Source organism: Haloarcula marismortui ATCC 43049 (assembly GCF_000011085.1).
Classification (GTDB): Archaea; Halobacteriota; Halobacteria; order Halobacteriales; family Haloarculaceae; genus Haloarcula; species Haloarcula marismortui.
Window position 1 is genome coordinate 211233 of sequence record NC_006397.1, and the last position, 26321, is coordinate 237553.

Annotated in this window: 24 protein-coding genes and 1 pseudogene; 10 read left to right on the forward strand and 15 right to left on the reverse strand. The window is 60.6% G+C overall.

Features of this window, described 5'->3' with window-relative positions:
- The first annotated feature begins 50 nt into the window (after positions 1-50).
- Entirely contained in the window at positions 51-812 is a 762-nt protein-coding gene (locus RR_RS20780; RefSeq protein ID WP_011224921.1) for an enoyl-CoA hydratase/isomerase family protein, read from the forward strand.
- Here the strand turns inward: RR_RS20780 and RR_RS20785 are convergent.
- Positions 809-1684 carry an amidohydrolase family protein gene (locus RR_RS20785; RefSeq protein ID WP_004966597.1) on the reverse strand — a complete coding sequence of 292 codons (876 nt, stop codon included), beginning with the start codon at positions 1682-1684 and terminating at the stop codon, positions 809-811. The two genes, RR_RS20780 and RR_RS20785, sit on opposite strands and share 4 nt — an antisense overlap.
- A 214-nt stretch (positions 1685-1898) precedes the next feature.
- Between RR_RS20785 and RR_RS20790 the strand changes: the two genes are divergently transcribed.
- Complete coding sequence (locus RR_RS20790; RefSeq protein WP_049939236.1) at positions 1899-2732, forward strand: HpcH/HpaI aldolase/citrate lyase family protein; 834 nt, start codon at positions 1899-1901, stop codon at positions 2730-2732.
- A 42-nt stretch (positions 2733-2774) separates the two neighbouring features.
- Positions 2775-3497, forward strand: coding sequence for a class I SAM-dependent methyltransferase (locus RR_RS20795; protein ID WP_011224918.1), 723 nt, complete (start codon positions 2775-2777; stop codon positions 3495-3497).
- 41 nt (positions 3498-3538) lie between these two features.
- On the opposite strand, the gene RR_RS20800 is transcribed toward RR_RS20795, so the two are convergent.
- From RR_RS20800 to RR_RS20835, 8 genes are all read right to left on the reverse strand, one after another.
- On the reverse strand, positions 3539-4003 hold the full coding sequence (locus tag RR_RS20800; RefSeq protein ID WP_011224917.1) for a MaoC family dehydratase: 465 nt from the start codon (positions 4001-4003) through the stop codon (positions 3539-3541).
- A gap of 3 nt (positions 4004-4006) precedes the next feature.
- The gene (locus tag RR_RS20805) at positions 4007-5725 is read right to left on the reverse strand and encodes an acyl-CoA carboxylase subunit beta (protein ID WP_011224916.1); all 1719 of its coding nucleotides are present in this window, start codon (positions 5723-5725) and stop codon (positions 4007-4009) included.
- 2 nt (positions 5726-5727) lie between these two features.
- Positions 5728-7512 (reverse strand): acetyl/propionyl/methylcrotonyl-CoA carboxylase subunit alpha, encoded by a 1785-nt coding sequence (locus RR_RS20810; RefSeq protein ID WP_011224915.1) that lies wholly within the window; start codon positions 7510-7512, stop codon positions 5728-5730.
- Positions 7512-8678 carry an acyl-CoA dehydrogenase family protein gene (locus RR_RS20815; RefSeq protein WP_007188591.1) on the reverse strand — a complete coding sequence of 389 codons (1167 nt, stop codon included), beginning with the start codon at positions 8676-8678 and terminating at the stop codon, positions 7512-7514. The genes RR_RS20810 and RR_RS20815 overlap by 1 nt, the downstream gene beginning before the upstream one ends.
- Before the next feature lie 45 nt (positions 8679-8723).
- Positions 8724-10406, reverse strand: coding sequence for an acyl-CoA synthetase (locus RR_RS20820; RefSeq protein WP_049939237.1), 1683 nt, complete (start codon positions 10404-10406; stop codon positions 8724-8726).
- A gap of 170 nt (positions 10407-10576) precedes the next feature.
- The gene (locus tag RR_RS20825; RefSeq protein WP_049939238.1) at positions 10577-11980 is read right to left on the reverse strand and encodes a UbiD family decarboxylase domain-containing protein; all 1404 of its coding nucleotides are present in this window, start codon (positions 11978-11980) and stop codon (positions 10577-10579) included.
- Positions 11977-13482: a UbiD family decarboxylase gene (locus RR_RS20830; protein ID WP_011224912.1), complete on the reverse strand. Its 1506-nt coding sequence runs from the start codon at positions 13480-13482 to the stop codon at positions 11977-11979. Before RR_RS20830 ends, RR_RS20825 begins: the two co-directional genes overlap by 4 nt.
- 3 nt (positions 13483-13485) lie before the next feature.
- Positions 13486-13980, reverse strand: a complete 495-nt coding sequence (locus RR_RS20835) for a hypothetical protein (RefSeq protein WP_004966609.1) — start codon at positions 13978-13980, stop codon at positions 13486-13488.
- 391 nt (positions 13981-14371) lie between these two features.
- Between RR_RS20835 and RR_RS20840 the strand changes: the two genes are divergently transcribed.
- On the forward strand, positions 14372-15121 hold the full coding sequence (locus tag RR_RS20840) for a helix-turn-helix domain-containing protein (protein ID WP_049939239.1): 750 nt from the start codon (positions 14372-14374) through the stop codon (positions 15119-15121).
- A gap of 59 nt (positions 15122-15180) precedes the next feature.
- Positions 15181-17601 carry a heavy metal translocating P-type ATPase gene (locus RR_RS20845; RefSeq protein WP_011224910.1) on the forward strand — a complete coding sequence of 807 codons (2421 nt, stop codon included), beginning with the start codon at positions 15181-15183 and terminating at the stop codon, positions 17599-17601.
- A 133-nt stretch (positions 17602-17734) separates the two neighbouring features.
- Here the strand turns inward: RR_RS20845 and RR_RS20850 are convergent, their stop codons facing one another.
- Positions 17735-18973, reverse strand: a complete 1239-nt coding sequence (locus tag RR_RS20850; protein WP_011224909.1) for an MgtC/SapB family protein — start codon at positions 18971-18973, stop codon at positions 17735-17737.
- A 219-nt stretch (positions 18974-19192) separates the two neighbouring features.
- On the reverse strand, positions 19193-20758 hold the full coding sequence (locus RR_RS20855; protein WP_011224908.1) for an ABC1 kinase family protein: 1566 nt from the start codon (positions 20756-20758) through the stop codon (positions 19193-19195).
- A 180-nt stretch (positions 20759-20938) separates the two neighbouring features.
- Between RR_RS20855 and RR_RS21970 the strand changes: the two are divergent.
- Together RR_RS21970 and RR_RS21705 are read left to right on the forward strand one after the other, a co-directional pair.
- A pseudogene (locus RR_RS21970) lies at positions 20939-21052 on the forward strand (IS6 family transposase); the annotation flags it as partial.
- 113 nt (positions 21053-21165) lie between these two features.
- Entirely contained in the window at positions 21166-21510 is a 345-nt protein-coding gene (locus tag RR_RS21705; RefSeq protein ID WP_332379647.1) for a GNAT family N-acetyltransferase, read from the forward strand.
- Positions 21511-21542: 32 nt separating this feature from the next.
- Here the strand turns inward: RR_RS21705 and RR_RS20865 are convergent, their stop codons facing one another.
- The gene (locus RR_RS20865; protein WP_011224906.1) at positions 21543-21824 is read right to left on the reverse strand and encodes a hypothetical protein; all 282 of its coding nucleotides are present in this window, start codon (positions 21822-21824) and stop codon (positions 21543-21545) included.
- Positions 21825-22022: 198 nt separating this feature from the next.
- Here RR_RS20865 and RR_RS20870 point away from each other — a divergent pair, with 198 nt between their 5' ends.
- The 3 genes from RR_RS20870 to RR_RS20880 all read left to right on the forward strand — a co-directional run bounded on the left by RR_RS20870 (position 22023) and on the right by RR_RS20880 (position 24267).
- On the forward strand, positions 22023-23087 hold the full coding sequence (locus RR_RS20870; RefSeq protein WP_011224905.1) for an ABC transporter substrate-binding protein: 1065 nt from the start codon (positions 22023-22025) through the stop codon (positions 23085-23087).
- A 324-nt stretch (positions 23088-23411) separates the two neighbouring features.
- Positions 23412-23822 carry a thioredoxin gene (gene trxA / locus RR_RS20875; protein WP_004966613.1) on the forward strand — a complete coding sequence of 137 codons (411 nt, stop codon included), beginning with the start codon at positions 23412-23414 and terminating at the stop codon, positions 23820-23822.
- A gap of 220 nt (positions 23823-24042) precedes the next feature.
- On the forward strand, positions 24043-24267 hold the full coding sequence (locus RR_RS20880) for a YgaP family membrane protein (protein WP_011224904.1): 225 nt from the start codon (positions 24043-24045) through the stop codon (positions 24265-24267).
- A gap of 122 nt (positions 24268-24389) precedes the next feature.
- Here the strand turns inward: RR_RS20880 and RR_RS20885 are convergent, their stop codons facing one another.
- The 3 genes from RR_RS20885 to RR_RS20895 are packed head-to-tail and all read right to left on the reverse strand — an operon-like array spanning position 24390 to position 26190.
- Positions 24390-24788: a hypothetical protein gene (locus RR_RS20885; protein ID WP_004966615.1), complete on the reverse strand. Its 399-nt coding sequence runs from the start codon at positions 24786-24788 to the stop codon at positions 24390-24392.
- 11 nt (positions 24789-24799) lie between these two features.
- A complete protein-coding gene (locus RR_RS20890) occupies positions 24800-25945 on the reverse strand; it encodes an NAD(P)/FAD-dependent oxidoreductase (protein WP_011224903.1) in 1146 nt (381 codons plus the stop codon).
- Positions 25942-26190: a sulfurtransferase TusA family protein gene (locus RR_RS20895; protein ID WP_004966617.1), complete on the reverse strand. Its 249-nt coding sequence runs from the start codon at positions 26188-26190 to the stop codon at positions 25942-25944. The genes RR_RS20890 and RR_RS20895 overlap by 4 nt, the downstream gene beginning before the upstream one ends.
- Between the last annotated feature and the right edge of the window lie 131 nt (positions 26191-26321).

A 26321-nucleotide genomic window follows, 5' to 3' on the forward strand; every position in this document is an offset into this window, starting at 1 on the left:
ACAGAGAAAGACGGGTTCGGAGTTAAATACTCGGGCGTGTGAGTACGACCATGCGCGTTGAAGACGGCGCTGTTCGACGAATCGTATTCGACCGTCCAGATTCGAAAAACGCGATAACGGCAGCGGTCGCTACTGAATTAGCCGATGCGCTCGAGGATCTCGACCCGGCGACGCACGACGCCGTCCTCCTCACTGGCGACGGTGATTCGTTCAGCGCTGGCGGGGATATCGAGGCGATGAGCGAGCGGGAAGAATCGGCAACGGAAGCCTACGAGCGAGTCCGGACAACACTGGGCCGGGTCGCCAGCAATATCCTCTCGGCACCCGTGCCTGTCGTCGCGAAGGTCAACGGCGACGCAGTCGGTGCCGGGCTGTCGCTTGTGGCCGTCGCTGATTTCGCGTACGCCGCCAGTTCCGCGCGGTTCGGTGCATCGTTCATCAGCGTCGGCCTCGTGCCGGACATGGGCGCAACCGCCATCCTCCCACGGCTGATCGGTCTCAGGAAAACCAAAGAACTCGCGTTCACTGGGAAGCTGATCGACGCCGAGAGCGCCGCCGAAATGGATCTGATCAACGAGGCTATCGACCCGGCCGAGCTCGATGCGCGGACAGCTGACCTGCTCGAAACGCTTCAGGCACAGCCAACGGAGAACCTCGGGCTGGCGAAGGAAGCGATCCACGACAACATCGGCCAGCCCCTGGAAACCGGGCTGCGTCGAGAAGCACGCATCCAATCACTGGCGTACGATACGCCGGGACATGCACGTGGTGTCGAGGCGTTTCTGGACGGGCGAACCCCGGATTTCGACTAGCGGTCGAAAAACTCCTGTGCGTTCTCGAACAGAATCTTCCGCTGGACATCCGTATCAAAGTCAGTGTCGCGAGCGAACGATTCGAGCCACGTTTCTGGGTCGATCATCGGATAATCGGTGCCGAACATCACCTTGTCTTTGAGGACCGTGCCGGCGTAATGGAGTACCTGATCGTCGATATACTTCGGCACCCAGCCGGAGAGGTCCATGTACACGTTGCCCTTCTGCTGGCAGATGGCCAGCTGCTCTTTCTCCCACGGGAAGGCGGGATGGGCGATGAGGATATCGAGGTCCGGATGTGCAGCAGCCACGTCGTCGATAAGCATCGGGTTGCCGTACTTGATTTTCAGGCCGCGACCGCCGGCGCTACAGGCTCCCAGTGTCGAGTTCCCGCCGTGGAAGACAACGGGGACGCCGAGGTCTTCGATGGTACTCCACAGATGGTCGTGGCGTTCATCGGAGGGGTCAAAGCCCTGTGCGATCTGCTGGAATTTGAACCCCGAAAGGTCCAGATCCTCAACGCACCGGATCGCCTCCTGCACGCAGTCGTCTTTCAGTGGGTCGACGCTCCCGAACCCGACGAAGAAGTCGGGATACTCGTCCCGGACCTCAGCGACGTAGTCGTTCGGGACGGGTGGGTTCCCGGTGTTCGTCTCCGCGTCCCAGCCAAGCAGGACAGCACCACCGACGCCCGCCTCGTGGTACTCCGCGAGCATTTCGTCGTAGTCCCACGTCTCCAGATCAGTGCCGAACCGGTCGGCGGCGTCTTGCATCATTTCGCCGCCGGCGTCGTGGAGGAACTCACTGGTCGGTTGGTGCGCGTGCGTGTCGAACAGTTGTCTGTCGGCGACACCCGGGAGGTCAGTTGTCACAGAGAGAGATTTTACCCAGTGTCATAAAAATCCATGCTGTTTGTGCCGTGCAGCAGACCCACCGAAGTAGACGGATAGTTGTGATACCGATAGCTGATTCACGAAGCGGCGTACTGACTGCGACAGGGAACGGGTCGCCAGACCCACGGTCATCCTGTGCATGGCCGGGCGTCTATCCCCTACCATCTTACTGCTGGGGGGTGAACGCACAGCTATGGTTCGTCGCAGTGTTCTGTTTGCGCCGGGAGACAATGCGGAGTTAATGCGGAAAGCGGCCGGTGGCGACGCTGATGTCGTCGTCTTCGACCTCGAGGATGCGGTTGCACCGGCTGATAAAGAACAGGCACGTGAATCGGTTCAGTCGGTACTCTCGGCTGTCAACTCGAACAGCCACATCTGCGTTCGTATCAATCCCGTGGGAGTTAGCGCCACAGCCGACCTCGGGGGGATACTGTCGGACACCAGTCCCGACAGTGTGATGCTCCCGAAAGCTAGTTCGGCCGAGGACATCTCGGCACTGGAACGGCTCCTCGGGGAGTACAATGCGGATCTCCCGGTGCTTGCGCTAGTGGAATCGGCCGCCGGCGTCCTCAACGCGGCGGAGATTGCAGCCGCCGACCCGACCGATGCCCTCCTCTTTGGGGCCGAGGACCTTGCAGCCGACCTCGGTGCGAGTCGCACCAGCGATGGACGGGAGGTGCTCTATGCACGCCAGCGGGTCGTCGTTGCGGCCAGCGCCGCAGGAATCGATGCAATCGATACGATCTACCCGGAATACGGCGATCTGGATGGCCTCCGTGACGCAACTGAGTTCGCTGCCCAACTCGGGTACGACGGGAAGATGGCAATCCACCCAGATCAGGTCGCGGTCATCAACGACGCGTTTACCCCAAGTGACGAGGAGATAGCATGGGCCGAACGCATCATCGCGGCCGACGAAGAAACAGATGCTGGGGTGTTCGAAGTCGACGGGGAGATGATCGACGCACCGCTTATCGCACAGGCAGAGCGTGTCCTCGAACGCGCTCGCGAGGCCGGGCAGCGGTAGCCAACGACAACACCTATCCGGGACCTGACTGTGCTGTCGTGTATGAAAGCCGTCGTCCGGCAGAACTTCGATGCCAGCGTCGACGCCTACACGGCCTACGAGCGCCGGACCAATCGCTTCACGTCGCTCGCACGCCTGCTCGCCGTCGAGATGAGCACTCATGCTGACGACGGGCTTGGGACAGTGCTCGATGCGGGCGCAGGCACAGGTGTGAGCACACGCGTATTCACCGAGACAGCAGCGGAGACTATTGCGCTCGACATCAGCCGCGAGATGCTGAGCGAAATCGAGTCCACTGCCCGACTGCAAGCTGATTTCGACCACCTGCCGCTCTGTGACCAGTCAGTCGACGGGGTGGCGTTTACCGCTTCGCTCTTTTTGGTCCCCGAGCCAGCGGCCGCAGTGCGGGAGGCCGCCAGAGTGCTCCGGTCTGGTGGGGTGGTCGGGGCCGTCGCGCCGCTTGGCTGGTTCCGTCCTGACGGCACGGACGTGTTCGAACAGTTTGAGCGCGAGTCACGCTCCCCGACTGACACATCGGCTCTCCAAGACGCCCTCGCGGGTGAGTTCTCAACGACGACAGGAACGTGGCGGTTTTCGACGACTGCCGAAAACATCCGGCTGTTCCACGCGATTCCCGCGATGGCCGCACGGCTCTATCCAAAGTTCGACATCGAAGAACGGGTTCTGCGAGCCCGTGAACTCCTCAGCTCTCTCAATGGGACGTTCGAGCAACGATGGCGGTGGGTCATCGGTGTCCCAGAGTAAGCGACTGGGACCCGGGCTTCGTCCGTCAACCGGTCCCGGCGTCACTCAGCGGTATCGCGTCGCAGTGACAGCACGGTCCGGTCGAATTCACAGACGAGGACATCGTCCGAATCTGTGAGTTTGAACACCTCGACGTGCATCGTGACGATGCCGCGGTCACCGTCGCTAGTCTCGCGTTTGTCGGTCACGGTCGACTGCACGCGGATGGTGTCGCCGTAAAATACCGGGTTCGGATGCTCGACGCTGTCGTAGGACAGGTTCGCGACAATAGTGCCATCGGTCGTCTCCGGGATGGTCAGTCCGACAGCTAAACTCATGGTGTAGAGCCCGTTGACCAGTCGCTCGCCGAACTCCGTCTCGGCCGCGAACTCGGCGTCTAAGTGCAACGGCTGCTGGTTCATCGTCATATCACAGAACTGTTGATTGTCGCGCTCGCTGATCGTGCGGCGCTTCTCGTGTTCGATGGTCTCGCCGACCTCGAACTCTTCGTAATAAAGTCCTGTCATAGCTCAGAGGATGGTTCCGTGTTTCTTGTCTGGCAGGTCTTTCTCGACGGTCTCGTAGAACGCAAACCGGTTCGTCAGTTCCGTTCTGAGGTCGCTGGGCGGAACGATGTCGTCGACGACAACTTCGCTGGCCATTCGATGAATGTCGATATCCTCGCGATAGGCTTCGCGGAGTTCTTGCTCCTTTTGCTGTCGTTCGTCCTCGTCATCGATCTCGGAGAGCTTCCGTGCGTAAACGGCGTTGATAGCCGCCTCGGGCCCCATTATGGCGATTTCCCCGCTCGGAAGCCCGATCGTCGACTCGGGGTCGTAGGCGGGACCGGACATGGCGTAAATGCCCGCACCGTAGGCCTTCCTGACCACAACGGACTGCTTGGGCACTGTCGCCGAAGACGTGGCGTAGATCATCTTCTTGCCCTGTTCGAGGATACCTTCCTTCTCGACGCCTGACCCGGCCATGAACCCCGGCGTGTCACAGAGATACAACAGCGGGATGTTGTAGGCGTCACAGGTCCAGATGAACTGGGCGGCTTTCTCCGCTGCGTCCGGGAAGATGGCTCCCGCACGCTGGGCTGGCTGATTGGCGATGACGCCGATTGGCCGGCCGTCTATCCGGGCAAACGACGTGATTATTTCCTTGCCGTACTCGGGCCGGAGTTCGAGTGTCGACCCAGCATCGACGACTCGCTCGATCACGTCGAACATATCATAGCCCTTGTTGGGCTTTTCTGGCACGACGGAATCGATACCCTCCGGCGAGCGCTTCGGGGCCGTCCCGCTGGTCTGTGGTGGGTCTTCGTCGGCGTTGTCGGGCAAATAGCTGATGAGTTGCGCAACGAGTTCGCGGGCGTGTTCCTCGTCGTCGGCGATGAGGTCCGCACTCCCGGAGTGCTGTGCGTGGATGTCAGGGCCACCAAGTTCTTCGAGACTGATCTCTTCGCCGGTGACCATTTCGACCATCCGGGGGCTGGCGATCGCCATTGCGCTCATATCCCGGACCATAACGGTGAAATCCGCGAAGACGGGCGTGTAGGCCGCGCCGGCGATACAGGGACCGTACAGCACACAGATCTGCGGGACCCGCCCAGAGAGCATCGAGTGATTGTAGTAGAACTTTCCGATACCTTCGCGGTTGGCGAAAAAGCCCGTCTGCTGGTCGATACGACCCCCCGAGGAGTCCATCAGATACAGCACCGGTCGCCCGGTTTTCAGCGCCCGCTGTTGCATCCGGAGGAACTTCTCGACACCCTTTGCGGCCATGCTGCCGCGTTTGACCGTGTAGTCGTTGGCCATGAAATGCAGGTCACGGCCCTCGAACTCCGCGGCCCCCGTGATGAGCCCGTCGGCCGGGAGCTGGTCGTCGGCGTCGAACTCCGCAAATTTCCCGTCTTCGAACAGGAAATCGTCACCGAACCACAGGTCGATACGGTCCCGGACGAACAGCTTGCCCTCCTCAGGCAACTGCTCTTTGTACTTTTCCGGCCCACCTTCGAGGATCTCTGCAATCTCCTCGCGCAGGGCCTCCTCGCGTTCGGTCGGGCCGAGGTCGTCCTCGACTGGGTCCGTGGATTCATCCTGCCGAGTGCCGTCGTACGTGGCACTGCTGACCGTTTCGCCGCCGTCGACAACGAGGGTAATGTCGTCCTCGAAGTGTGTCGCCAGCGCCTCGGCAATGGCCTGTGCTTCCGATTCGGTCGCGTCGTCTGAAATTTTGACTTGCATACTTATTCCTCCAGTACAACCAGGGTGTCACCCATGTCTACGGAATCGCCCTCTGCGACCGGGACAGATGCAACAGTGCCGCCCGCAGATGCCACCACGTCGTTTTCCATTTTCATCGCCTCCAGCACGCAGACGACATCGCCCGCAGCAATATCGTCACCGGGTACAACTTTAGTCGAAAGAATAGTGCCCTGCATCTCGGCCGTAATCGCACCCGACGTGGTCACGTCCACCGTGCCGCCACCGGATGAGTTGCCGCCCGAAGTGCCACTGCCGGAGCCGCCACTGGCGTTGCCATCACGGGAGATGCGGGGCAGTCCGTCCGTAACGACGACATCGAAGCGCTTCCCATCGACTTCGACAGCGATTTGATCCGTCGACGCCGCCGAGGCGTCGCCACCGACCTCGTCAGTCCCCCATCGTGCAACAGCCGCGTCGAGGGCATCGTCGGCGAGTTCCTGGTCGAGGTATTTTGTTGTATGCGTCCCGGCGCGGAAGGTGTCGTCATCCAGCATCAACCGATGGAACGGGATAGTGGTATGGACCCCCTCGACAGTGAAATGGTCGAGAGCACGCTTTGACCGGTCCAGACAGTGCTCCCGGTCCTCGCCAGCGACGATGAGCTTCGCGATCATCGAGTCGTAGTCGCCCCCGATGTCGTCGCCCTGGGAGACCGCGTGGTCGAGCCGGACACCGATACTGCTTGGCGGCGCGTACGTCGTTAGCGGCCCTGGCGTCGGCGCGAAGTCTTCCGCCGGGTTCTCCGCGTTGATCCGGTACTCGACGGCGTGCCCGTCTATCGACACGTCGTCCTGTGTAAAGTCCAGTCGCTCGCCTGCAGCGACCCGGAGCTGCCAGCGAACGATATCGATCCCGGTCACTGCTTCAGTGACGGTGTGTTCGACCTGAATTCGGGTGTTCACCTCCATGAAATAGAATTCCCCGTCTTCGACGAGGAACTCCACGGTCCCGGCGTTCGTGTACCCGGCTTCACTGACACCGCGTCTGGCGGCCGCCCCGATCTCCGTACGCAGTTCGGCGTCAAGCGCTGGACTCGGGGCTTCCTCGATGACTTTCTGGTGGCGACGTTGCAGCGAGCAATCGCGCTCGCCGAGGTGGCGGACATTACCGTGTTCGTCCGCAAGCACCTGCACTTCGACGTGCTTTGGGGCTTCGAGATACTTTTCGACGTACACCGAGTCATTGCCGAAATACGCTTCCCCCTCGCGTTTTGCGCTTTTGAGCGCCTCCGCAACTTCGGCCTCGCTCCGAACGATCTTCATGCCACGACCGCCACCGCCGCCTTCAGCCTTGATTGCGATGGGGTAGCCGTACTTGGCACCCAGTTCGCGCACTTCGTCCGGCTCACTGACCAGGTCCGTCGTGCCGGGGACGACTGGGACACCAGCCTCCTGCATCACCGTCCGGGCTTTCGTCTTTTCGCCCAGCGTTTCCATCGCGTCGCTTGGCGGGCCGACCCAGGTGAGACCGTCAGCGGCTTCGACGCGGCCAGCGAACTCAGCGTTTTCGGCGAGGAAGCCGTACCCGGGGTGGATTGCGTCGGCCCCGGCCCGCTCAGCGACATCAAGGATAGCGGTCTGGTCGAGGTACGACTCGCTTGCAGGTGCCGGGCCGACGTTGTATGCGTCGTCGGCGTACTCAACGTGGCCGGCGTTGCGGTCGGCGTCGCTGTAGACGGCGACCGTCTCGATACCCAACTCTTCACACGCAGCCATCACACGAACCGCGATTTCGCCGCGGTTTGCGACAAGGACTTTCTCGAACATTAGTAGGATCTGGGGAAGCCGAGGTGCTGGCCGATATGGTTGTACGCCATCTGCTGGGAAACTGGGGCCAACCGTGTCAGGTTGATTTCACGCCACCAGCGCTCGACGTCGTACTCCTTCGCGTAGCCCCAGCCACCAAACGCCTGCATCGACTGTTTGACCGCTTCGATACCAGCACTGACGGCCGTCGCCTTCGCGACGTTTGTCTCGTATCCACACTCTTCGCCCTGGTCGTAGAGCCATGACGCCTTCTCACGCATGAGTGCCGCCGTTTCCATACGGGCGTACGCCTTGGTGATCGGGAACGAGACCGCCTGATGGCTCCCGATAGGCGCATCGAACACCTCCCGGTCGCTGGCGTACTCGATAGCAGTGTCCGCGGCTAGTTTGCCGATACCGGTCCCGGCGGCGGCAAAGCCAATACGTTCCGGGTTCAGCATATCGACCAGGGTCCACCAGCCGTCGTCTTCCTCGCCCAGCAGGTTCTCCTCGGGGACCCGAACGTCCTCGATAAAGACTTCACAGGACTTCGAGTAATTGATACCGTGTTTGGGAATCGGAGACACGTCGATGTTGGGGTCGTCCATATCGACGATGAACAGGCTTATGCCGTCAGTCCCGCGCTCGACCTCGTCACGTGGGGTCGTGCGCGTGACGAGAATCATGTTGTCAGCCCGGTCGGCGAAGGTAATCCAGGCCTTGTTCCCGTTCAGCACGTACTCGTCGCCGTCTTTCTCGGCACGGGTCGCGACGTTCAGCGTGTTTGTCCCGGCTTCGGGCTCTGTGATACCGATAGAGAAGTTTCGCTTGCCGTTAGCGATGTCCGGCAGATAGGTCTGTTTCTGCGCTTCTGTCCCGTTCTCGCTGATACCGACAGCAGCCATGCCGGCGGTGAGCACCAGATACCACGTGCCCGCCATGCCACAGCCTTCGGCACAGAGCGTCTCCATGACCAGCCCCATCTCCTGTATGCCCATCCCGGCCCCTTCGTACTCCGGCGGGACCAGCAGGCCGTGGAAGCCGGCTGCAGCCAGTTCGTCCCAGAATTCCTGTCCGAACTCGCCTGCTTCTTCTTTTTCGCGCCAGTACTCCGGTCCGTACTCGGCCGCCACGTCCGCTGCGGTCGACCGAATCATCGAGCGTTCCTCTGTAGCTTCGAAATTCATTGTGGTTGTGTCTGCGTTGGCACTCGTACTGCTTGATACCCTGTGTCAGGATTCGACTTCAGCTTCTGCTTCGGCGTCGTCGTGGAGCTCGGTTCGGCGGATCTTTCCAGTCACGGTCTTGGGCAGTTCCTCGCGGAACTCGATTTCGCGCGGGTACTCGTGTGCGGAGAGCTCTTCTTTCACGTAGCTCTGGATGTCTTCTTTGAGTGGGTCGGACGGCTCCGCGTCATCGCTCGGCACAACATAGGCCTTGACGATGTTGCCCCGCGCTTCGTGAGGTTTGGGAACGACGGCCGCCTCAGCGACCGCTTCGTGTTCGCCCAGCGAACTCTCGACCTCGAACGGCCCGATGCGGTAGCCCGAAGAGAGGATCACGTCGTCTGCCCGCCCTTCGAACCAGAAATACCCGTCCTCGTCCTTGTGTGCCAGATCGCCCGAGAGATACCATTTCCCGTCGGGACCGTCGATGAACGCCCGCTGGGTTTTCTTGGGCTTGTTCCAGAACTCGGCGAAGAAACACGGATAGTCTCCTCGTTGCGCAATCTCGCCCGTTTCGCCGGGTTCCAGAACTTCACCGCTCTGTGGGTCGACGATGTCGGCCTCGATTCCAGGGAGTGGTTTCCCCATCGACCCGGGCCGGAGTTCCATCGTCGGATAGTTGTTGATAATCATGTTCCCGGTCTCGGTCTGCCCGTACGTATCGAGAATCGTGACACCGAGTTCGTCCTCTCCCCACTCGACGACCCCGGCACTGAGTGGTTCGCCGATAGAGAGCGCATGCCGTAAATCAAGGTTGACATCGGCAAGCACGTCTTCGTTTTCCCGGAGCATCCGGTAGGCCGTCGGGACCGAGAACAGGACGCTGATCGGGTATTCATCCAGCAGGGCGGCCCACTCGTCGGTGTCGAACTCGCCCTCATACGTGAACAGCGACGCACCCCAGAACCAGGCACCGAGTGTGTTGATTGCACCCGTCAGCCAGCCGAGGTCGCCAGTTGACCAGTACAGGTCGCCATCCTGAAGATCCACGGCGTGTTTTTGTGTTGCCGCGACACCGGCGATCCAGCGCTGCTTGTGGAGGACGCCTTTGGCCAGCCCAGTGGTTCCTGAGGTGTAGTACAGCAGTGCGTCGTCTTCCCCGCTGGTCTCGGCAACCTCGTAGGCTGTGCTCGCGCCGTCGAGCGCAGTATTGAAGACCACGTCGTCAGCGGGTGCGCCGCCCCCGCGGTCAACAGTGATTACGTGTTCGACCGCCGGCGCATCGTCCAGTGCGTCTTCGACCGTGTCGCGATTGTTAGTCGTAGTGACGACGACCTTCGCGTCGCAGTCGTCCAGACGGTACGAGATGCCATCGGGCCCGAACCGCTCGTTGACGCTTCCCCAGACCGCACCGTGTTTGAGCGTTCCGACCAGCGCCACGTAGTGCTCGGGGATTCGAGGCATATACGAGAAAACCCGGTCGCCCTGCGCAACCCCGAGGTCGTCAAGGACGTTGGCAAACTGGCTTGAGCGGTCAGCAAGCTCCCAGAACGTCATTTTCGACAGCTCTCCGTCGGTCCCGACCTGATAGAGTGCGACCTGTCCCCGGTCGGTCGCGTGTCGGTCGGCAACTTCGTGTCCGATGTTCAGGTCGTTCGGTGCATCCCAGTCCGCGTCCGCGTAAATATCGTCCCAGGAGAATTCTTGCCGTGCTGTGTCGTAGTCCGGGAGGTTGTGGCTGGTCACCATACACCGCTCGGAATACCGGTTTCCGGTATAACTGTACCGGTTACTTTCCACGCAAAATATATTGTACCAATTACTATTTGGCTTCCTTCGTAGGTAGTATTTGTACTGTGTATAGCGTAAACAGATGCGTTTACGACATCCGTGAAGATATACACACTCGGGAGACATATTCAGCGAGACGCGCCGCTTTCAGTCGTGTCTTCGGGACCGGTGTCGGATTCGTCCCACAGAGCACGCGCCACGTCGCGGACGTTGCCCGGGAAGGAGTTCTGGAACGTGACCCGTGGCGCGATGTACGTTTCCTTCCAGCGCGGGTCCCATGCCGCATTCACGTACAGACGCGAACCGGTTTCATTGTCCGTTCGGTAGTGCGGCCGTGTCGCCGCCGGTGCGTCCGGTTCGCTGAACGTCCAGTCGCGAGCAGGGTGTGATTTCAGCCAGACGTCGGCCAGAACGCGGCCGAAATCCTGTGGCGGCACGTCTTCGTCGACGATAACCACCGTGTCAAAAAGCGACGAGAAGGAAAAGAGGATATTCGCGAGTTGCCACTCGAAGCCGCCATACAACACGTCACTGGCCACGAAACAGATACCAAGCTCGGCCTCTGCTGGTAACATGACCCATTCGACTGGTGAGATACCCCAGTAGTTGTTGACCCGGTGATAGAGCGTTGCGGCGGTCGCAAGCCCCGTAAGCTGGATATCATCCGCGAGTGGGCGGCCGACCGGGGAGATGGGGATGACTGGGGTGTCAGTAGCGCGGACGCTCTCGACCGACAGTGAGAGCGGCCCGCTCACAACGACGTACTCCCAGCCTTCTCGACGGTCGGAGCGGAAGTCAGGTTGACGGTCCACAACTGTCGTCTCGATAACAACCTCCGTCGCACTCGGGACGAGTCCGCCGTTGGTCGGGACGAGCGGAACGGTGCCAGTTACCCCACAGGACTGGATTGGCGTGGTCGTTTGCTCGGTGACAGCGAGCAGGTATGCCGTCGTAATCGCCGCCGGCGGCACGCCAAGCGCTATCGTCATCGTGGTCCCGTCAGCAACAAGCGACGACAGCGCGTCCGGGACGCGCACTCTGAGCGTGTCGCCGCCCACAACCGAGCCGTGAACCGGTGCCCAGTGTGTGCCGTCAGCGGTCGAGACCGATGCGACACCAAGCGTCACTGCAGGCCACATGTCGGTTTCGCCCTGCGGGAGCTGCAGGTCCTGTACGTCGATATCTGTCCCCGAGGCTGCCTGCCCCGCATATGTCGGCTCCGGATTCCCGCCGGTTGGGCCGAGAGTGCTGATTGTCTCCAGCAGATCAACAAGCGTGGCGTCCGGCTCAAGTCCAAGGCCGAGCGCCAGTCGCGACCACGGCCGGGCCTCGCGGTGCTGTGTCTGGTCCGGACCGCTGAACACACCGCTAACTAGATCTATGCCTGTGGGTCGCTGGAACCGAAGCGTCGGCCCACTCGCACGGAGCGCCTCCGCCGCAAGCACGTCAACCGGGACCTCGAATGGGCCGTCGAGTCGGACGAGGTCGTCGTCGCCGGCCAGTCCACGGACGTACTGCGTGAACGGTATCACTGTGATTTGCCCTCCCGCTCGTCGAGCCGGTCGAACCGCGCAGCGTCTAGTCCCGCTTCGACCAGCCGCTCTTGGGCTCGCTTCCGTGTTTCTGCGGTCGCCGTCGTGTCCGTCGCATCACCGTCAGTCGTTGCGTCGATGTAGGCTTTAGCCGTCTTCGCCTTCGAAGTCCCCACATCCGCACTGCCCTTCTCGTCGGGCGTCTGGTAGATGTTGAGCGGGACTTTCGGCATCCGCTCGACGCCGAACTGGTGGAAGTCGGCGTCCGGATCAGCCTCAAGCGCGATGGTCGTCAACACTGCCCGCGGGTCAAGCGGGTCGACAGCAGCGTCGACAAATACGAAGAAGTCGATGTGGAGCATCCCCCACGTCGTGAAGATAAAGTTCGCCAGTTCGTGGAGATACCCCGGATACGGTCGGTCAGTCGCGATGACCCAGACGGTGCGGGAGGTAAAGCGCCACGGGACCGCCATCGCAACGTCAAATCCGGCGGCTCGGAGTCCAACGGTCGCGTCGGGGCCGGCTGCGACGAGTCGGAGCGTACTCGTCGAGTTCTGTCCGTATCCGACACCGCTCCCCTCGACGCAAAACGGTAGCCGCGGTTCGTGGCGGTGAGTGATCGCATCGACCTCGAACACCGGCATGGAGCGCCGCGGGCCGTTCATGTAGCCGAAGTAGTCTCCGAACGGTCCCTCATCAAGCCGGTCGTCGGGTCGAACGTGCCCTTCGAGAACTAGCTCGGCCGTCGCCGGAACGTACAGGTCATTGGTTTCGCACTGGACGAGGTCTACAGGCGCATTTTTCAGGCCGCCCGCGAAGGCCGCTTCGCTCCGCCCTGTCGGGATCCACATATCTGCAGTACTCTCGACAGTGGGTTCTGCACCGATAACGACCGCGACTGGCATCGGTTCGCCCCGCGGCTCGTAGTCGTAGTAGTAGCGGTTGGGAACCTGCTCACCGGCCAGTAACAGCAGACTGGCCTGGGAGCTGTCGTGGATCATCATTCGATGGCTCGACCAGGTCCCCCACTCTGTGTCGGGGTCCGGTGCGACGATGGTGTGGTGGTTAGAATACCGCCCCCCGTCGCCCTCGTGGATATATGGCCACGGGAACGACAGGAGGTCGACCTCGGTTCCCGTCCGCACTGTTTCCTTACAGGGGGCCCTGTGACTCGCAACGGTTCGAGGCGCTTTCGTCCTGTTGAGGCGGGCAATCACTCGGTCGTAGTACGTACAGCCTGAAAGGCCACTTGGGAAGCCCAGCGCTTGAGCGAAGTGATCCCAGGGGCGTGTCTGAGGGCCGCGGTACGGGTCGCCAACCAGTTTCGACTCCGTTTCTATCCCTGCGATGGACTCGAACACCGGGACCGGTCCGTCACGGATGTTGGCAAGCATCGTCGCTGCACTTGCTTCGAGGTCCCACGACACCGGTTGGTCGAAGGACCGAAGCCAGCCGGTCGTGTCGAGCAAATCGAGGTACTCGCGGAGCGAATTGACTGCCATCTGTCACTCCTGTTTTCCGAGCACGCGCCTGAGTGGGTCGTCATCGGGTTCGCGGCGGACCTCCGCGTAGGCGTCCAGCAGGGCCGGTCGCTCTGTGGCGAGGTGGTCGAACGCGACCTCACGAAGCGCATCGGCCGTTGATTCGTACTCGCCAGTCTCGACGAGATACTGCAAGAGTACCTTCAGATCGTCGGACCGGGTGTTGAGGATATTCGACGCCGTCTCCTGTTCGGCCGCCAGATGGGCTACGAGCTCGTGATCGATACCGGTCGCATCGGTCTCATCGAGTAGTTCGACGTATCTGGTCTCGCTGACGCTCTCGTGTGGCCCGGCAACGATTGTAAGCGGTTCCGGGTCAGTGAGTTCAGCAGGGTCCTTGGCAATCCGGACGCGTGCCTCGAAGATGCGTTTCGTCTGCGCGTCCGTGATCTGTAGTGTGGTTTCTGCCTGTGCTTCCTCAGGGAGATGGTCTGTTGACGTGATGTAGTGGCTCGACATTACCTGCCCTCAGTTGGTTTGCTGATGTTCTTAGCAACCTCTTGTTCCAATGGCATATATGTACCGTCGTCGCGTCACTATCGCATCGGTTCGTACGTCACCGTCACAATCTGACCGAAGTGGCAACGGTAGATTGTGATCCCGGCATCTGTAGTTGGAGATGCTCCACACACCCACCCCACTGCTTCCGCTGTTAGCCACCCCACCGGTTCCGCTGTTAGACAGAGAGCAGAACTATACTACCCACAGTGACGTAACTCTGGACGGGTACCAGCCTACTGAAAGCCAACGAATACAGGACTTACCCGATACCGATGGCGTGCTCTGACTTTCACTGGCGCTGGCCAGTACCGTGCCGACGTGTTTTATCGAACCGCGCTGTATGATGCGTATGCGCGAACTCGTCTTCGCCCTTGACTACGAACCGGGCTGTAACAGGGTTGCAGACGCCCTCGCCGAGCATCCCGATGCCCGCGTCCGCTCGCTGTCGCTGCACGCCACTGCTGACCGTCTCTGGCGGGTTGACCACGCAACTGGAACGCCAGCCGCACTCACCGCCATCGAGGACGCCTTCCTCACCAGCGACTACTACGCTGACTGTCTTGCCACCGAGGACTGCGGTGCCACACAGACCACTCGCGTCCTTGACCGAGCCGATGACATGCTCGTCCTCTACTCTGACTGGGAGCGCACCCCTGCCTGTGCCTCGGTTCCCCACATCGCTCAGGACCACCTGGGCGACGGGGTGCTGTTCGAGACGCGCCACGAGGGGCGTCACTACACGTGGCGACTCATTCACTCCGGCGACGGTGACGTGGCCGCGTTCTTCGACGAGCTCGCGGCGGCCGTCGGGGAACGTGCTCAGATGGAGATACTCCGTACTGCCGACACGACGGCGTCGATGCGAGAAGCCAACGGGACACAGAGCGCTCTATCGCCGGAACAAGAGGCCGCACTCCAGGCCGCCGTCGAGCACGGCTACTACGAGTCACCCCGGGAAGTCGACGGCGGCGAGTTAGCCGAGCACCTCGATGTCCCGCGGTCGACGCTCACCTACCGACTGCGTCGGGCCGAGGAACAGTTGGCAAAACAGTACGTCGCAGGCAGGCACCTGACCGAAGAGCCGCCGGTATCACGCTGACGCTCGGTTTGGAATATTCCAATAAAGCCTTATCGAACTCACGCACCAATCATGAAGTAATGACAGAGAATCCGGATGCGGCGGAGGGGGCGGGTGGCGACGGTCAGCGACAGGAGCGGACTGTCCGCCTCACAGTCCCCGAGATGGATTGTCCCTCCTGCGCCCAGAAGGTAGATAAGAGCCTCCAGCGCGTTGACGGCGTTGTCGACGCTACCCTCCAACCGACTACTGGGACGGCCGCTGTCACGTACGACCCTGAGCGCACCAGCGGGACAGACGTGGTCAAGGCGATTGAGGCTGCTGGCTACGAGGTCAGCGGCGGCCCGGACTCCGACGCCGCTGAGCAAGCGGAGACGGGTGGCGGTGCCGATATCGCGCCGCCGTCGGAGGTCTGGACGAGTCCCCGCGCGAAGAAGACGTGGCTCGGCGCAGCGCTGGTCACGTTCGGTCTCCTGTTCAAATTTCTCCTGACGGCACAGAACGTCGCGGTAGCAAGCGCTCTCGGGTATCCGTTGTCCGTTGCCGACGCCCTATTTCTGGGGGCCGTCGCCGTCAGCGGTGTCCCCGTCGTCCGCAGTGGCTACTACTCTGCGAAGAATCTAAGTCTCGATATCGACCTGCTGATGGGCACGGCTATCATCGCCGCGACCGGCATCGGTTATTTCGTTGAGGCTGCGACGCTGGCCGTCCTGTTCAGCATTGCAGAACTGCTCGAAGACTACGCGATGGACAGGGCACGAGACTCTCTGCGTGAACTGATGGAACTGTCACCTGACGAGGCCACCGTTGTGCGCGATGGCGAGGAAGTGACGGTGCCCGCCGACGAGGTAGAGGTGGGTGAGACTGTGGCCGTCCGCCCCGGTGACAAGATCCCGCTTGACGGCACGGTCGTCGATGGCGAGAGCGCGGTCGACCAGTCACCGATCACCGGCGAAAGTGTCCCCGTCGACAAGGTCGCCGGTGACGAGGTCTACGCCGGCGCAATCAACGAAGAGGGATACCTCGAAGTGACGGTCACGTCGACGGCGGGCGACTCGACGCTCTCGCGCATTATCGAGATGGTGCAGGGCGCACAGGCGAAAAAGACCGACACTGAGCAGTTTGTCGACCGGTTCTCGGGCTACTACACGCCAGCCGTCGTTGTGCTGGCGATTCTGACCGCCGCCATCCCGCCACTGGTCATCGCCGACCCAGTGTCAGTGGCTGTAGCGGGGTATGGAGTCACGTTCGTCGGCGACTGGCAGACGTGGTTCATCCGTGGGCTCACGCTGCTGGTGATTGCCTGCCCCTGTGCGTTCGTTATTTCGACGCCCGTCTCGGTGGTCTCGGGCATCACCAGCGCCGCAAAGAACGGCGTTCTCATCAAAGGCGGCAACTATCTCGAGGCGATGGGCGAGGTCGACGCTGTCGCCGTCGACAAGACGGGGACGCTCACGAAAGGCGAACTCGCTGTCACCGATGTTGTCCCTGCCGGCGACACCGACGCGGCGACGCTCCTCAGTCACGCCGCCGGACTGGAACGTCGCAGCGAGCATCCGATCGCCACGGCGATTCTCACCCGTGCCACCGAGGACGGTGTAGAGGACCTGCCTGCAGTGACTGGCTTCGAGACTCTCACCGGAAAGGGTATCCGCGGAGAGATTGACGGCGAGATATATTACGCGGGCAAGCCTGCGCTCTTCGAGGAGGTGGGCTTCGACCTCTCACGTACTCGCCGCGAGGCAGACGGTGTCCTCAGGAGCGGAGCGACCGGGGACTCCTCAGATCATCGGTCTGACGGTGGCGTCGTGTCGGAAGAGACACCTGCGTCCGGTGGCGGGGCATTCGCCGGGAATACACTCGCCGCACTGGAGCGGGAGGGCAAGACAGTCATTATCGTCGGAACGGACTCGGAACTGCTGGGTGCCATCGCTATCGCCGACGAGGTACGCCCCGCCTCAAAACAGGCTGTCGAGCGATTACAGGCGCTCGGTATCGAGCGTGTCGTGATGCTGACTGGCGACAACGAAGGCACCGCCCGCGCCATCGCCGACACGGTCGGTGTCGACGAGTATCGCGCCGAACTCCTGCCAGATGAGAAGGTCGATGCGGTCGAGGAGTTGCAGGCGGAGTACGGTACGGTGGCGATGGTCGGCGACGGGATCAACGACGCACCAGCACTCGCCACCGCAGAGGTCGGCATTGCGATGGGTGCTGCCGGCACCGACACAGCGCTGGAAACTGCGGATATCGCACTGATGGGCGATGACATCGGGAAGCTCCCTTACCTGTACGAGCTGTCACACACCGCCACCGACGTGATCCGACAGAATATCTGGGTGAGCCTCGGCGTGAAGCTCCTGCTCGCACTGGGCGTCCCACTGGGACTGGTAAGCGTAGCGCTCGCGGTCGTGGTCGGCGACATGGGGATGAGCCTCGGCGTCACCGGAAACGCGATGCGGCTATCGCGAATCAAGCCTGACCGGTTTTTCGACGCCTGACGTTTCGCCACCTCACCACTCACGTCCATAGCTATTCTGAGACCGTCGCGACACCAGAGTTGTGTGACCGCAGTCGGTACAGGCTTTTAGACGCGCTCTCTTGAGAGCGACGTAGCTCCGCTAGCGTAGCGAATCACAGGACGACGACAACGATGCCAGCGGCGGCGACGGCCCCAAGAGCGACCGTCACCCGCCGGCCCAGTTCGACCGTCCCCAGTAGCCACGCGAGGCCGGCCTTTGTGAGCGTATTCGCAATAGCACCGATGACGATACCGGTAGTTGCGACTCTGGCAGAGATCTCACCGTCCGCTTCGAGTGCGCTCAGCGTAAGCGTGATCGCATCGACGTCAGCAAGCCCCGAAAGAAACGCAGTCACGTAGATACCCGAATCGCCGAACCAGGTATTTGCGGACTGGGACACCAGGAGCACGATTGCGAAGACAGCGCCGAAAAACAGTGCCGGTCGGAGACGAAACGGGTTCGTGAGATCGGTCTCGACCGCCGACTCTGTGGTCGATTGCCAGTAGACGATGCCGGCGATACACACGCCAACACCAGTCATCACTCCGAGCGGCACAGCGACTTGAGGGAGGAGTGCCCGGTTCACGACAGCGACCTCGAGGAGTGCGCGCGGAAACATGACAATCGATGCGACAACAACCGAAAACGAGCCGATCCTGTAGAGGTCGGGAGTTTCACTGATTCGCTCGGCCACCGAGACCGTCGTCGCGGTTGAAGAGACGAATCCGCCAAAGATTCCCGTGAGGGCAATTCCTCGCTTGGCTCCGACAGCCCGACTCAGGATGTAGGCAACGAAGCTCAGCCCGGTGACAAAGCCGACCATCACCCAGATAAACCGTGGATTGAGACCATACAGCACATCGAGTTCACGATCAGGCAGAATTGGCAGCACGACCACCACGACGAGGATGAATTTGAGGGAGGCACGGCGTTCACGTTCGTCAATTTTGTCGACGAACCTGTGGATCGTCGGCTTCGCAGACAGGAGGATAGTGACAAGCCCGCCGAGAATGATCGCGAAGACCGTCCCGCGTTCGGAGGACACTGCTAACGCGCCCAGAAGGACAGTGAGCAATGCAGCAGTCACCGTCGTGAGTCCGATATCTCCTTCGGTCAGAACTTTCCCGGCATACGCGACGGTCAGGAGGATTGCAATAGCGAGGACTGTGACAGGGAAGAGGGCAGGAAAGAACGCCTGAACGGTTGCGCCGGCGAGGGCAAACAGCGGAAACGTCCGGCTGCCGGCGAACATTCCCCCAGATTCCGCCTGTTCCCGTTCCAGTCCGATGAGAGCGCCAATACCGAATGCAACGAGGAGACGAAGGAGAAGCGAGTCGATGATCTCGACCATTCTCTAGAGTTCAGTCCTCCAAGTTGTCAAACTTCGGGTGTGAGGCCCGGAATCAATTGTCTACTGTGGGTGCTATGGGGCCATGCTCGGTTCGAGTTATTTGGAGAGCAGCAAACTGGACGAGCCATTTCAGATGACCGTCTCCCCGTGCTGTCACTCTCTGTCCTGTTCCTTGAGCGAATTGCCGTCTGTTCTTCTGGGACCCGGTGAATCTGAAAATTATGACCCGATGTCGACAAGATAGAACAGCAGAAAGCCGGCTGCGGCGGCACCCACGGGGATTTCGTACGGGCGCTCGTGGAACGTCAGAATTGCTGCGGCCACGATGAGCGCGCCGGCGACCACCGCGTAGCCGAGCTTCTGTGCACCCGTTCCGCGTCCCTCAACCGGGTCTGTACGGACGACCAGTTCGCCCCGCTCAAGCCGGGACAACGTTCTATCGACCCGAGAGGGGACCCGTGCCAGTGCAGGAAGCGACCGGCGAATATCTGCCCGCGTTTCCTCGATGAGTGCATTGAGTTCGTTCTCGATGAGCCCCTGTTCGACGAGGAATGAGCGCACAGCGGCGAGAAAGTCAAACTCCGGATCGAGCTGCCGACAGACACCCTCACCGACGGTCCCGACCCGGATGAGTAACATTACGTCCGGCGGAATCCGGAACGGGAACGCACGGAGATTTGTCGTCAATTCCGTAATTATCATCCGCCAAGTGATTTCCGAGCGGCCTTCGAGGTTCTCGATGACGAGCGCAAGCACCCGGCCGACCTCAGCACGGTTGACGTGTGGCTCAAGGACATCGAGCGCGACAAGCACATCTACCAGATCATCCACGTCACGACGGACGAGTGCCCGATAGAGCGCGACAATGTCCTCCTGAACCGTGGGTGGAAGGCGTTCGTTCATGCCGAAATCGAAGAGCAACAGACGGCCGTCGTCTGTGACGGCGAGGTTACCCGGATGGGGATCAGCGTGGAACACGCCGTCGACGAGTCCCATCTCCAGATACACATTGATGATCCGTGTCGCCATCTCGTGTGGCGTCATATCGATACCGTCGAAGGCGTTGCCGTCAGTTACTTTCTGCCCGGTCAGATACTCCATCGCTAGCACTCGTTCCGAGCACAGGTCTTCATAGACGGCAGGGATCACGACTCGCTCATCGCCGTGGAAATTCTCCCTGATGTCAGCCATGACCGTCGCTTCGCGGTCGAAGTCCAGTTCGTCCAGAATTATGTCCTCAAAATCGTCAGCCGCATTTTCGATCGAATACTGCTGGCGCTCGGTAGCGAAGGGGCGAATCAACGGAACCAGTCCCCGGACGACCCGAAGGTCACGCGTAATCATGGGCTTCAGTTCAGGACGTCGCACCTTCAGTGCGATTCGCTCACCTCGGTAGGTCGCCGTATAGACGTACGCGAGCGACCCGCCGGCGACCGGTTCGAGTGTCGACTGATCGAGTTCGTCGCCAAGCTCTTGTGCAATGACGTGCTTTGGATCTCCCCCCGCGCCCTCGGGGACCTCGTCTTGGAGGGTTCCGAATACGTCGGCATAGACCGGCGGGACGATATCGGGGCGTGTCGAGAGTACCTGCCCGACTTTGATGAACGCTGGTCCGAGTTCGAGCATCGTATCCCGGATCTGCTCGGCTCGCTGTCGATGGGCCTCGTCCGGGACCTGCCTTCGTGAGCCAAACAGGATGAACCGCCGTCGATCGCGGAGAAATGCCAGCGCGAATGGGAAAAACCGGACGAGAACGACCAAGTACCGGCGAAACAACCCGCTCATTCTATCGGAGTGAATAGCGGTCGAGGAGCGTCAATTGACAGTACATACATTGGTTTCGATCAAGTGGCATATATAAATGGATGAAAACTGGATCCCCTCGGATATCTAGTCTCTTAGGATTGCAGGCACTGTCTAGTTGGGCGAGTTTGAGAAACGAGGAGGTCGTAGCGAGAAGTGTCCATGCAACTCGCAGACCTCCTCAGAGAAACGTTAGATGAGGACAACCAAGACGTTTGGGAGAATGAGCGCACGCCGACACCCGTCCGGCGGTTTGGGGTGCGTCTCCATACTGCGGTGAACTCGAATCGACCGTTGATGCGTTCTCACTCGCCGACGACATCGACCTCGTCGCGACGGAACTCCCATTCCGCGTCGACCGCCTCGATTCGCCGGACTATCGAACATGGATCGCCGTCGATGGATTCACCGATGGGACTCCGCTCGCCGATATCGACGGTGAGTTTGCCGGGTATATCGCGGCCGAAATCGACGAAGCGCCGCGTGTCTTTGACCGCCCCGACCGACTGTTCATCTGTGACATCTACGTTGACGAACCGTATCGTGGAACGGGATTGGCAGAGGACCTGTTTGACCGTCTCAGACACTGGGCACACGACGCCGGGTGTGAAGAGTTCAGTCTCGATCCGCATGTCGACAACGACCGATCCAACGCCTTCTACGAGAAGCTCGGGTTCGAACAGACGAAGTGTCATATGGTAGCCAGCGCAGAAGCCCGGATGAACCACGAGTAGTGGCAGTACGTCGGACACAAGCGCACAGCGAACTACCTGATCCAGCGGTCGGGGACGGACTCGAAGGTGACCTCCCCGACCGGTTCCATCGACACTGAGTAAGAACTGCTCGCGGTCGCCGCGTCCTCGGCCGTAGTCCCCTGCTCATCGGTGAGTGTCGCCGTGTCCTCGTTCTCTGCTGGCGTGTCTCCAGTCGCGGACGCCGCCTCTTCGGTCCCGGACTGGCAACCAGCTACCCCCAGCGTCCCAACAGTACCGACGCTCGTTCGCAGGATGCGACGCCTCGTCACTGATGTCGCCTCGCTGTCATCCATAAAATTTTAGGCTGGCCTAAATACAATAAGCATTGTGCTTCGGGCACGTCGGAGTCACGGCAACCGGCGGAGAATGCTGTGATTCTGCACAGCAGCGCAGACTAATTTCAGCCAGAGATACATTCCAATAGGCCTTTATGTTTTTAGGCTAGCCTAAAATCTGTGCGACGACGAACCTATATCGCAAGTGGAACAGTAATGGCAAGCGGCCTGCTGGCGGGCTGTAGTAGTGGGAGCAGTGAGAGTGAGTCAACGCCCGAATCGGCCGACTCTTACACTGTCTCGATGGAACCGATGGGGCCCGTGACCTTCGACGGGCCTCCGGAAGACTGGGTGGCACTGCTCCCGAGCTACGCCGACATGGGGATGGCCCTCGACGCAGGCCAGACGCTCGGAATACAGTTGCCATACCGGTATGCCACCGGGTTTTACGAAGAACTCCCCGGTGTCGAGTACGACCCCGATGCGGTGACGACCCTCTATCAGGATGGCGTCGATAAAGAGTTGTTCTACGAGATAGATGCCGACGTCCACTTCATGGAACCAAACCAGCTACGCAACTGGTACGACTGGGACGACCGAGACATTCGGGAAGTCAAAGAGAACATCGGTCCCTTCTTCGGGAACTTCATCCGGCGGCGTAGCGACGACTGGCACGACTACCCGTACTACTCGCTGTACGGGGCCTTCGAGAAGATTGCCCAGGTCTTCGACCGCGAGCAGCGCTACCAGCAGTTCGCGTCGTTCCACGAGGAGTTCCTGACCAACCTCCAGGAGCGACTGCCCGAAACGACTCCAGAGGCGGCACTGCTCTACCCCGCAGACAAGACACCGGAGACGTTCTACCTCTACCAGCTCTATGACGGTGGTGTCGGAAAGAAACACTGGCGTGATCTACGGCTCCGGGACGCTTTCGAGGGGACCGACGTAGGACACTATTCGGGCAACACGAGTCTCAAGGTGGATTTCGAGACGCTGCTGGATATTGATCCGGATGTTCTGCTGGTCCGTGGACAGGTTGAAGAGGATCAGGCGACCTTCGAGGAGACCATCGTCGACTCGCTGCGGAACAACCCTGTCGCCAGCGAACTGACCGCTGTCCAGAACGACGCAGTCTACCGTGGTGGATATCTTGATCAGGGGCCGATCATCAACCTCTTCCAGACCGAAGCCGCGGCCCAGCGGATCTACTCCGACGAGTTTTCCGAGGAGACAGTGTTCGACCGGCAGCGGGTGGCAGATATCATCACCGGCTCTACCTGACTGACTGCGGTGACGGCCAGACATGAAACCAGTGTCATCGATGGCGAGCGCTATCACGCTACTGCCACGGTTCTGGACACACCACTGTTTCCAGTAAAATACCACCAGATAGCGACCAGATTTCACAGGAAATGTGGAGTGGTGGACAGATGAACAGTCATAATCGGAAATTAGTCTGTGCGTGTCCGAACTACCTGGCGAACACAGGTGTCGGCGAGATGACTCGCGAGTGTGTCGCAACGAACTCAGGGCCCCCGTTCCAGAGAGCGGTATTGTGCGTTAGCTACAAAACAAATAAACGCCACGAGCGCATACTAAACGGTGATGACCGACGAGCTAGCAGAGATCCGACAGAAGAAGCTCGAAGAGCTCCGAAACGGAGAGCGAGGGACCGCTGCTGAGAACGAGAACAGCGAGTCGGCAGCCGAACCAGTCCACGTCCACGGCGCAGGCGACCTACAGGACACCGTTGATGATGGGGTCGTCCTCGTGGACTTCTACGCCGACTGGTGTGGCCCGTGCAAGCAACTCGAACCCGTCGTCGAGCGCATCGCCGCTGGCACCGCCGCGACCGTAGCGAAAGTCGACATCGACGCAAACCAGCAGTTGGCAGCCAAATACGGCGTCCGTAGCGTACCGACGCTGTTGCTGTTCGTTGATGGGGAGCCGGTCGAGCGCTTAGTGGGGATGCAACAGGAACCGCAACTCCGGTCGCTCATCGAGAGCTACACCTGATTCTCTCGGCTGTGTCATCCCAGTTTGCTACCGCACTGGAGTCACATCTGGTGTATTGGTGGATTCACGTCTCAATCGCCAGCGGAAGATCGCTAACCGGCTTAGACTTTAGCCAGTATGGCTTCTGAGCGCTGGTAGCGACCCAGTGTTTCAACAGAGCTACTATTGTTTATATTGTACAATCAAAGATTTATTGTTCTTGTAGGACTAACTGTGTTGTATGGAGCGTAACGTCGGTTCGACAGACAAGACTGCCAGAATCCTCATCGGTGCCATCGCGGGGCTGGTATCGCTCGGTATCCTCGCCAGCACCGTTCCGCTGCCAGCAATACTTGCACCTGTGCTCGGGCTCGCCGCGGTGCTGCTGCTCGTCACTGGCTTCACCAGATTCTGCGGGCTGTACGGACTCCTGGGTGTCGACACCTGCTCTGTCGACACCCGGTGAACAATCGGGGCGGGGCCTGATCGGCTTACGCCGAGCAGCGACTGATTCTTCGAATCGAGGTTCCCGGTCAGCCTATTCTCAGACAGGTGGCCAGGCATCTGGCAATGACGAAAAATACGATTTCACTGGTTCTGGACCGCACGACCGAGCGACCGGACGATGGCGAGCACGTATCGGATGCCGGTAAGAAACTCGCCGCTTCGAATCCCATCCAAGACATCGTGCAGATCGACTGGCCCTCTAGAGTTCGCGTCGCCGAGTGCGCCGAGGACAGTCTGTAGCGCGCCTCGTGTGTCATCACTGGCGGCTGTCTCAGCGAGTTCGCCGAGCGAGGCGCCAGTCCCGGCGAGGGAGGTGACCATCTCGTCGTCCATCGCAGCGGTCCCGAGTTCGGCTACTTCGACCAGTTCGTTGACCGTATCGAGATTGCGGACGAACGTGGCGAAGGCCTCGGGGTTCTCCTCGATGGCGGTGGTCAGTTCCTCGCTCAGATCGTCAGCCGATGATTGTTGTTCACTCATTGTTTGTCACCTCAGAGTAGCCCCCGCGCTGTGAGCCAGTAGGATTCGTTGTACGCAAGCTTCGACCAGTGCATGGCCCGACTCGGTTCACTCGGCTCAGGCGGGCGTTCGTAGTCGAACTCGACGAACGTGGCGTCATCCATCCCAGTCTCGATGAAGCAGACGGTCTTGCCGCCGTAGACAGCTGTCGCTGGCTGGCCGCGGACCTCACTCGCGAGTCGCTGAGCGACGACGTGGGCCTGATAGTGCGCCGCGCTCCCGGCCTTTGGGACCCCGGTCTGGGCGGCATCGCCGATGGCGTACACGTCGTCGAAGCCGGTCGCTTCGAGCGTGTGCTTGTCGACATCTACCCACCCTCCATCGCCGAGGCCGGCCGACTCGACGAAGTCGCTGCCGGTGTGTGGCGGGATGGCGACGAGGAGGTCGTAGTCCAGCTCCGTCCCTTCCATCGACGTAATCGTCTCCGCATCGGGGTCGACAGCCTCGGCGTTGAACATCGTCTCAATGGCGATATCGCGCTCCCGGAGTCGCGGGTCGGCCCACTCCGCGATGTGTTCGTTTCCGTGGACCCGCATGATGGGGTAGGTGTAGGTGATGTCGAACGCGTCCCGACGGCCGCGTTCTCGGAGCCAGTCGTCGACCATGAACGTGAACTCAAGCGGCGCGGCCGGACACATATGTGGCGTCCCGACAACGCTCAGGACGATGTGGCCGCCGTTCATTTCCAAGAGTTCGTCACGGAGAGCTTGGGAACCGTCTTCGCCGTAGAAGTGGTGCCCGCCCTCGGCGAGGCCCGGAACCCGCTCTGGTTCGAGCTGTGCCCCTGTCGCGACGACAAGTTTGTCGTACGGCGCAGGGTCGATAGCGTCGACAAGTTCGAGTTCCTTGCGCTCGTGGTCAACATCAACGACGGAGTCCTGCCGGATGGTGACGCGGTTATCGACGACCTCTCGAAGGGGCCGGCGGCCGTCCGCAGGTTCGCGCTGTCCGAAAGCGACGTAGAGCCAGACCGGCTTGTAGACGTGGTCCCCGCTGTCGTTGAATAGCGTGATCTCGACCTCGCCGGCGGCTAGCTCCGCATCGAGTTTCTCCGCGAGGGTATTCGCCAGTACGGTACCACCGGTGCCGCCACCGACGATTGCGATATGTTCGGTCATAGTTTCTTCACGTGAATCCTGTAGTGGTCGCCTTCATCGGCGATATCAAGGACTTCGTTGCCGGACTCGTCGGCCCACTCCTGGACCTCCGACGACGACTTCTCAGCGTCGCTCAACAGGGCGATAACGGAGCCGGTGTCGACGGCCCGAACCTCCGAGATGAGGTCCATCAGCGGACCCGGACAGGTCGCGCCCCGAGCGTCGACAGTCGTGTCAGCCTCAGTGTGACTTTGATTGGTGGTCATGCTTTCTCATCTGTACATAGGCAAGCTATGAATTTAATAATGTATGGGTGTTCCAAGACTGTGAGAAAGCAGTTTATCTATACGCAAACACCCTCGGTGACCACACACCAGTTTAAGTAAAGTTCGGGGCG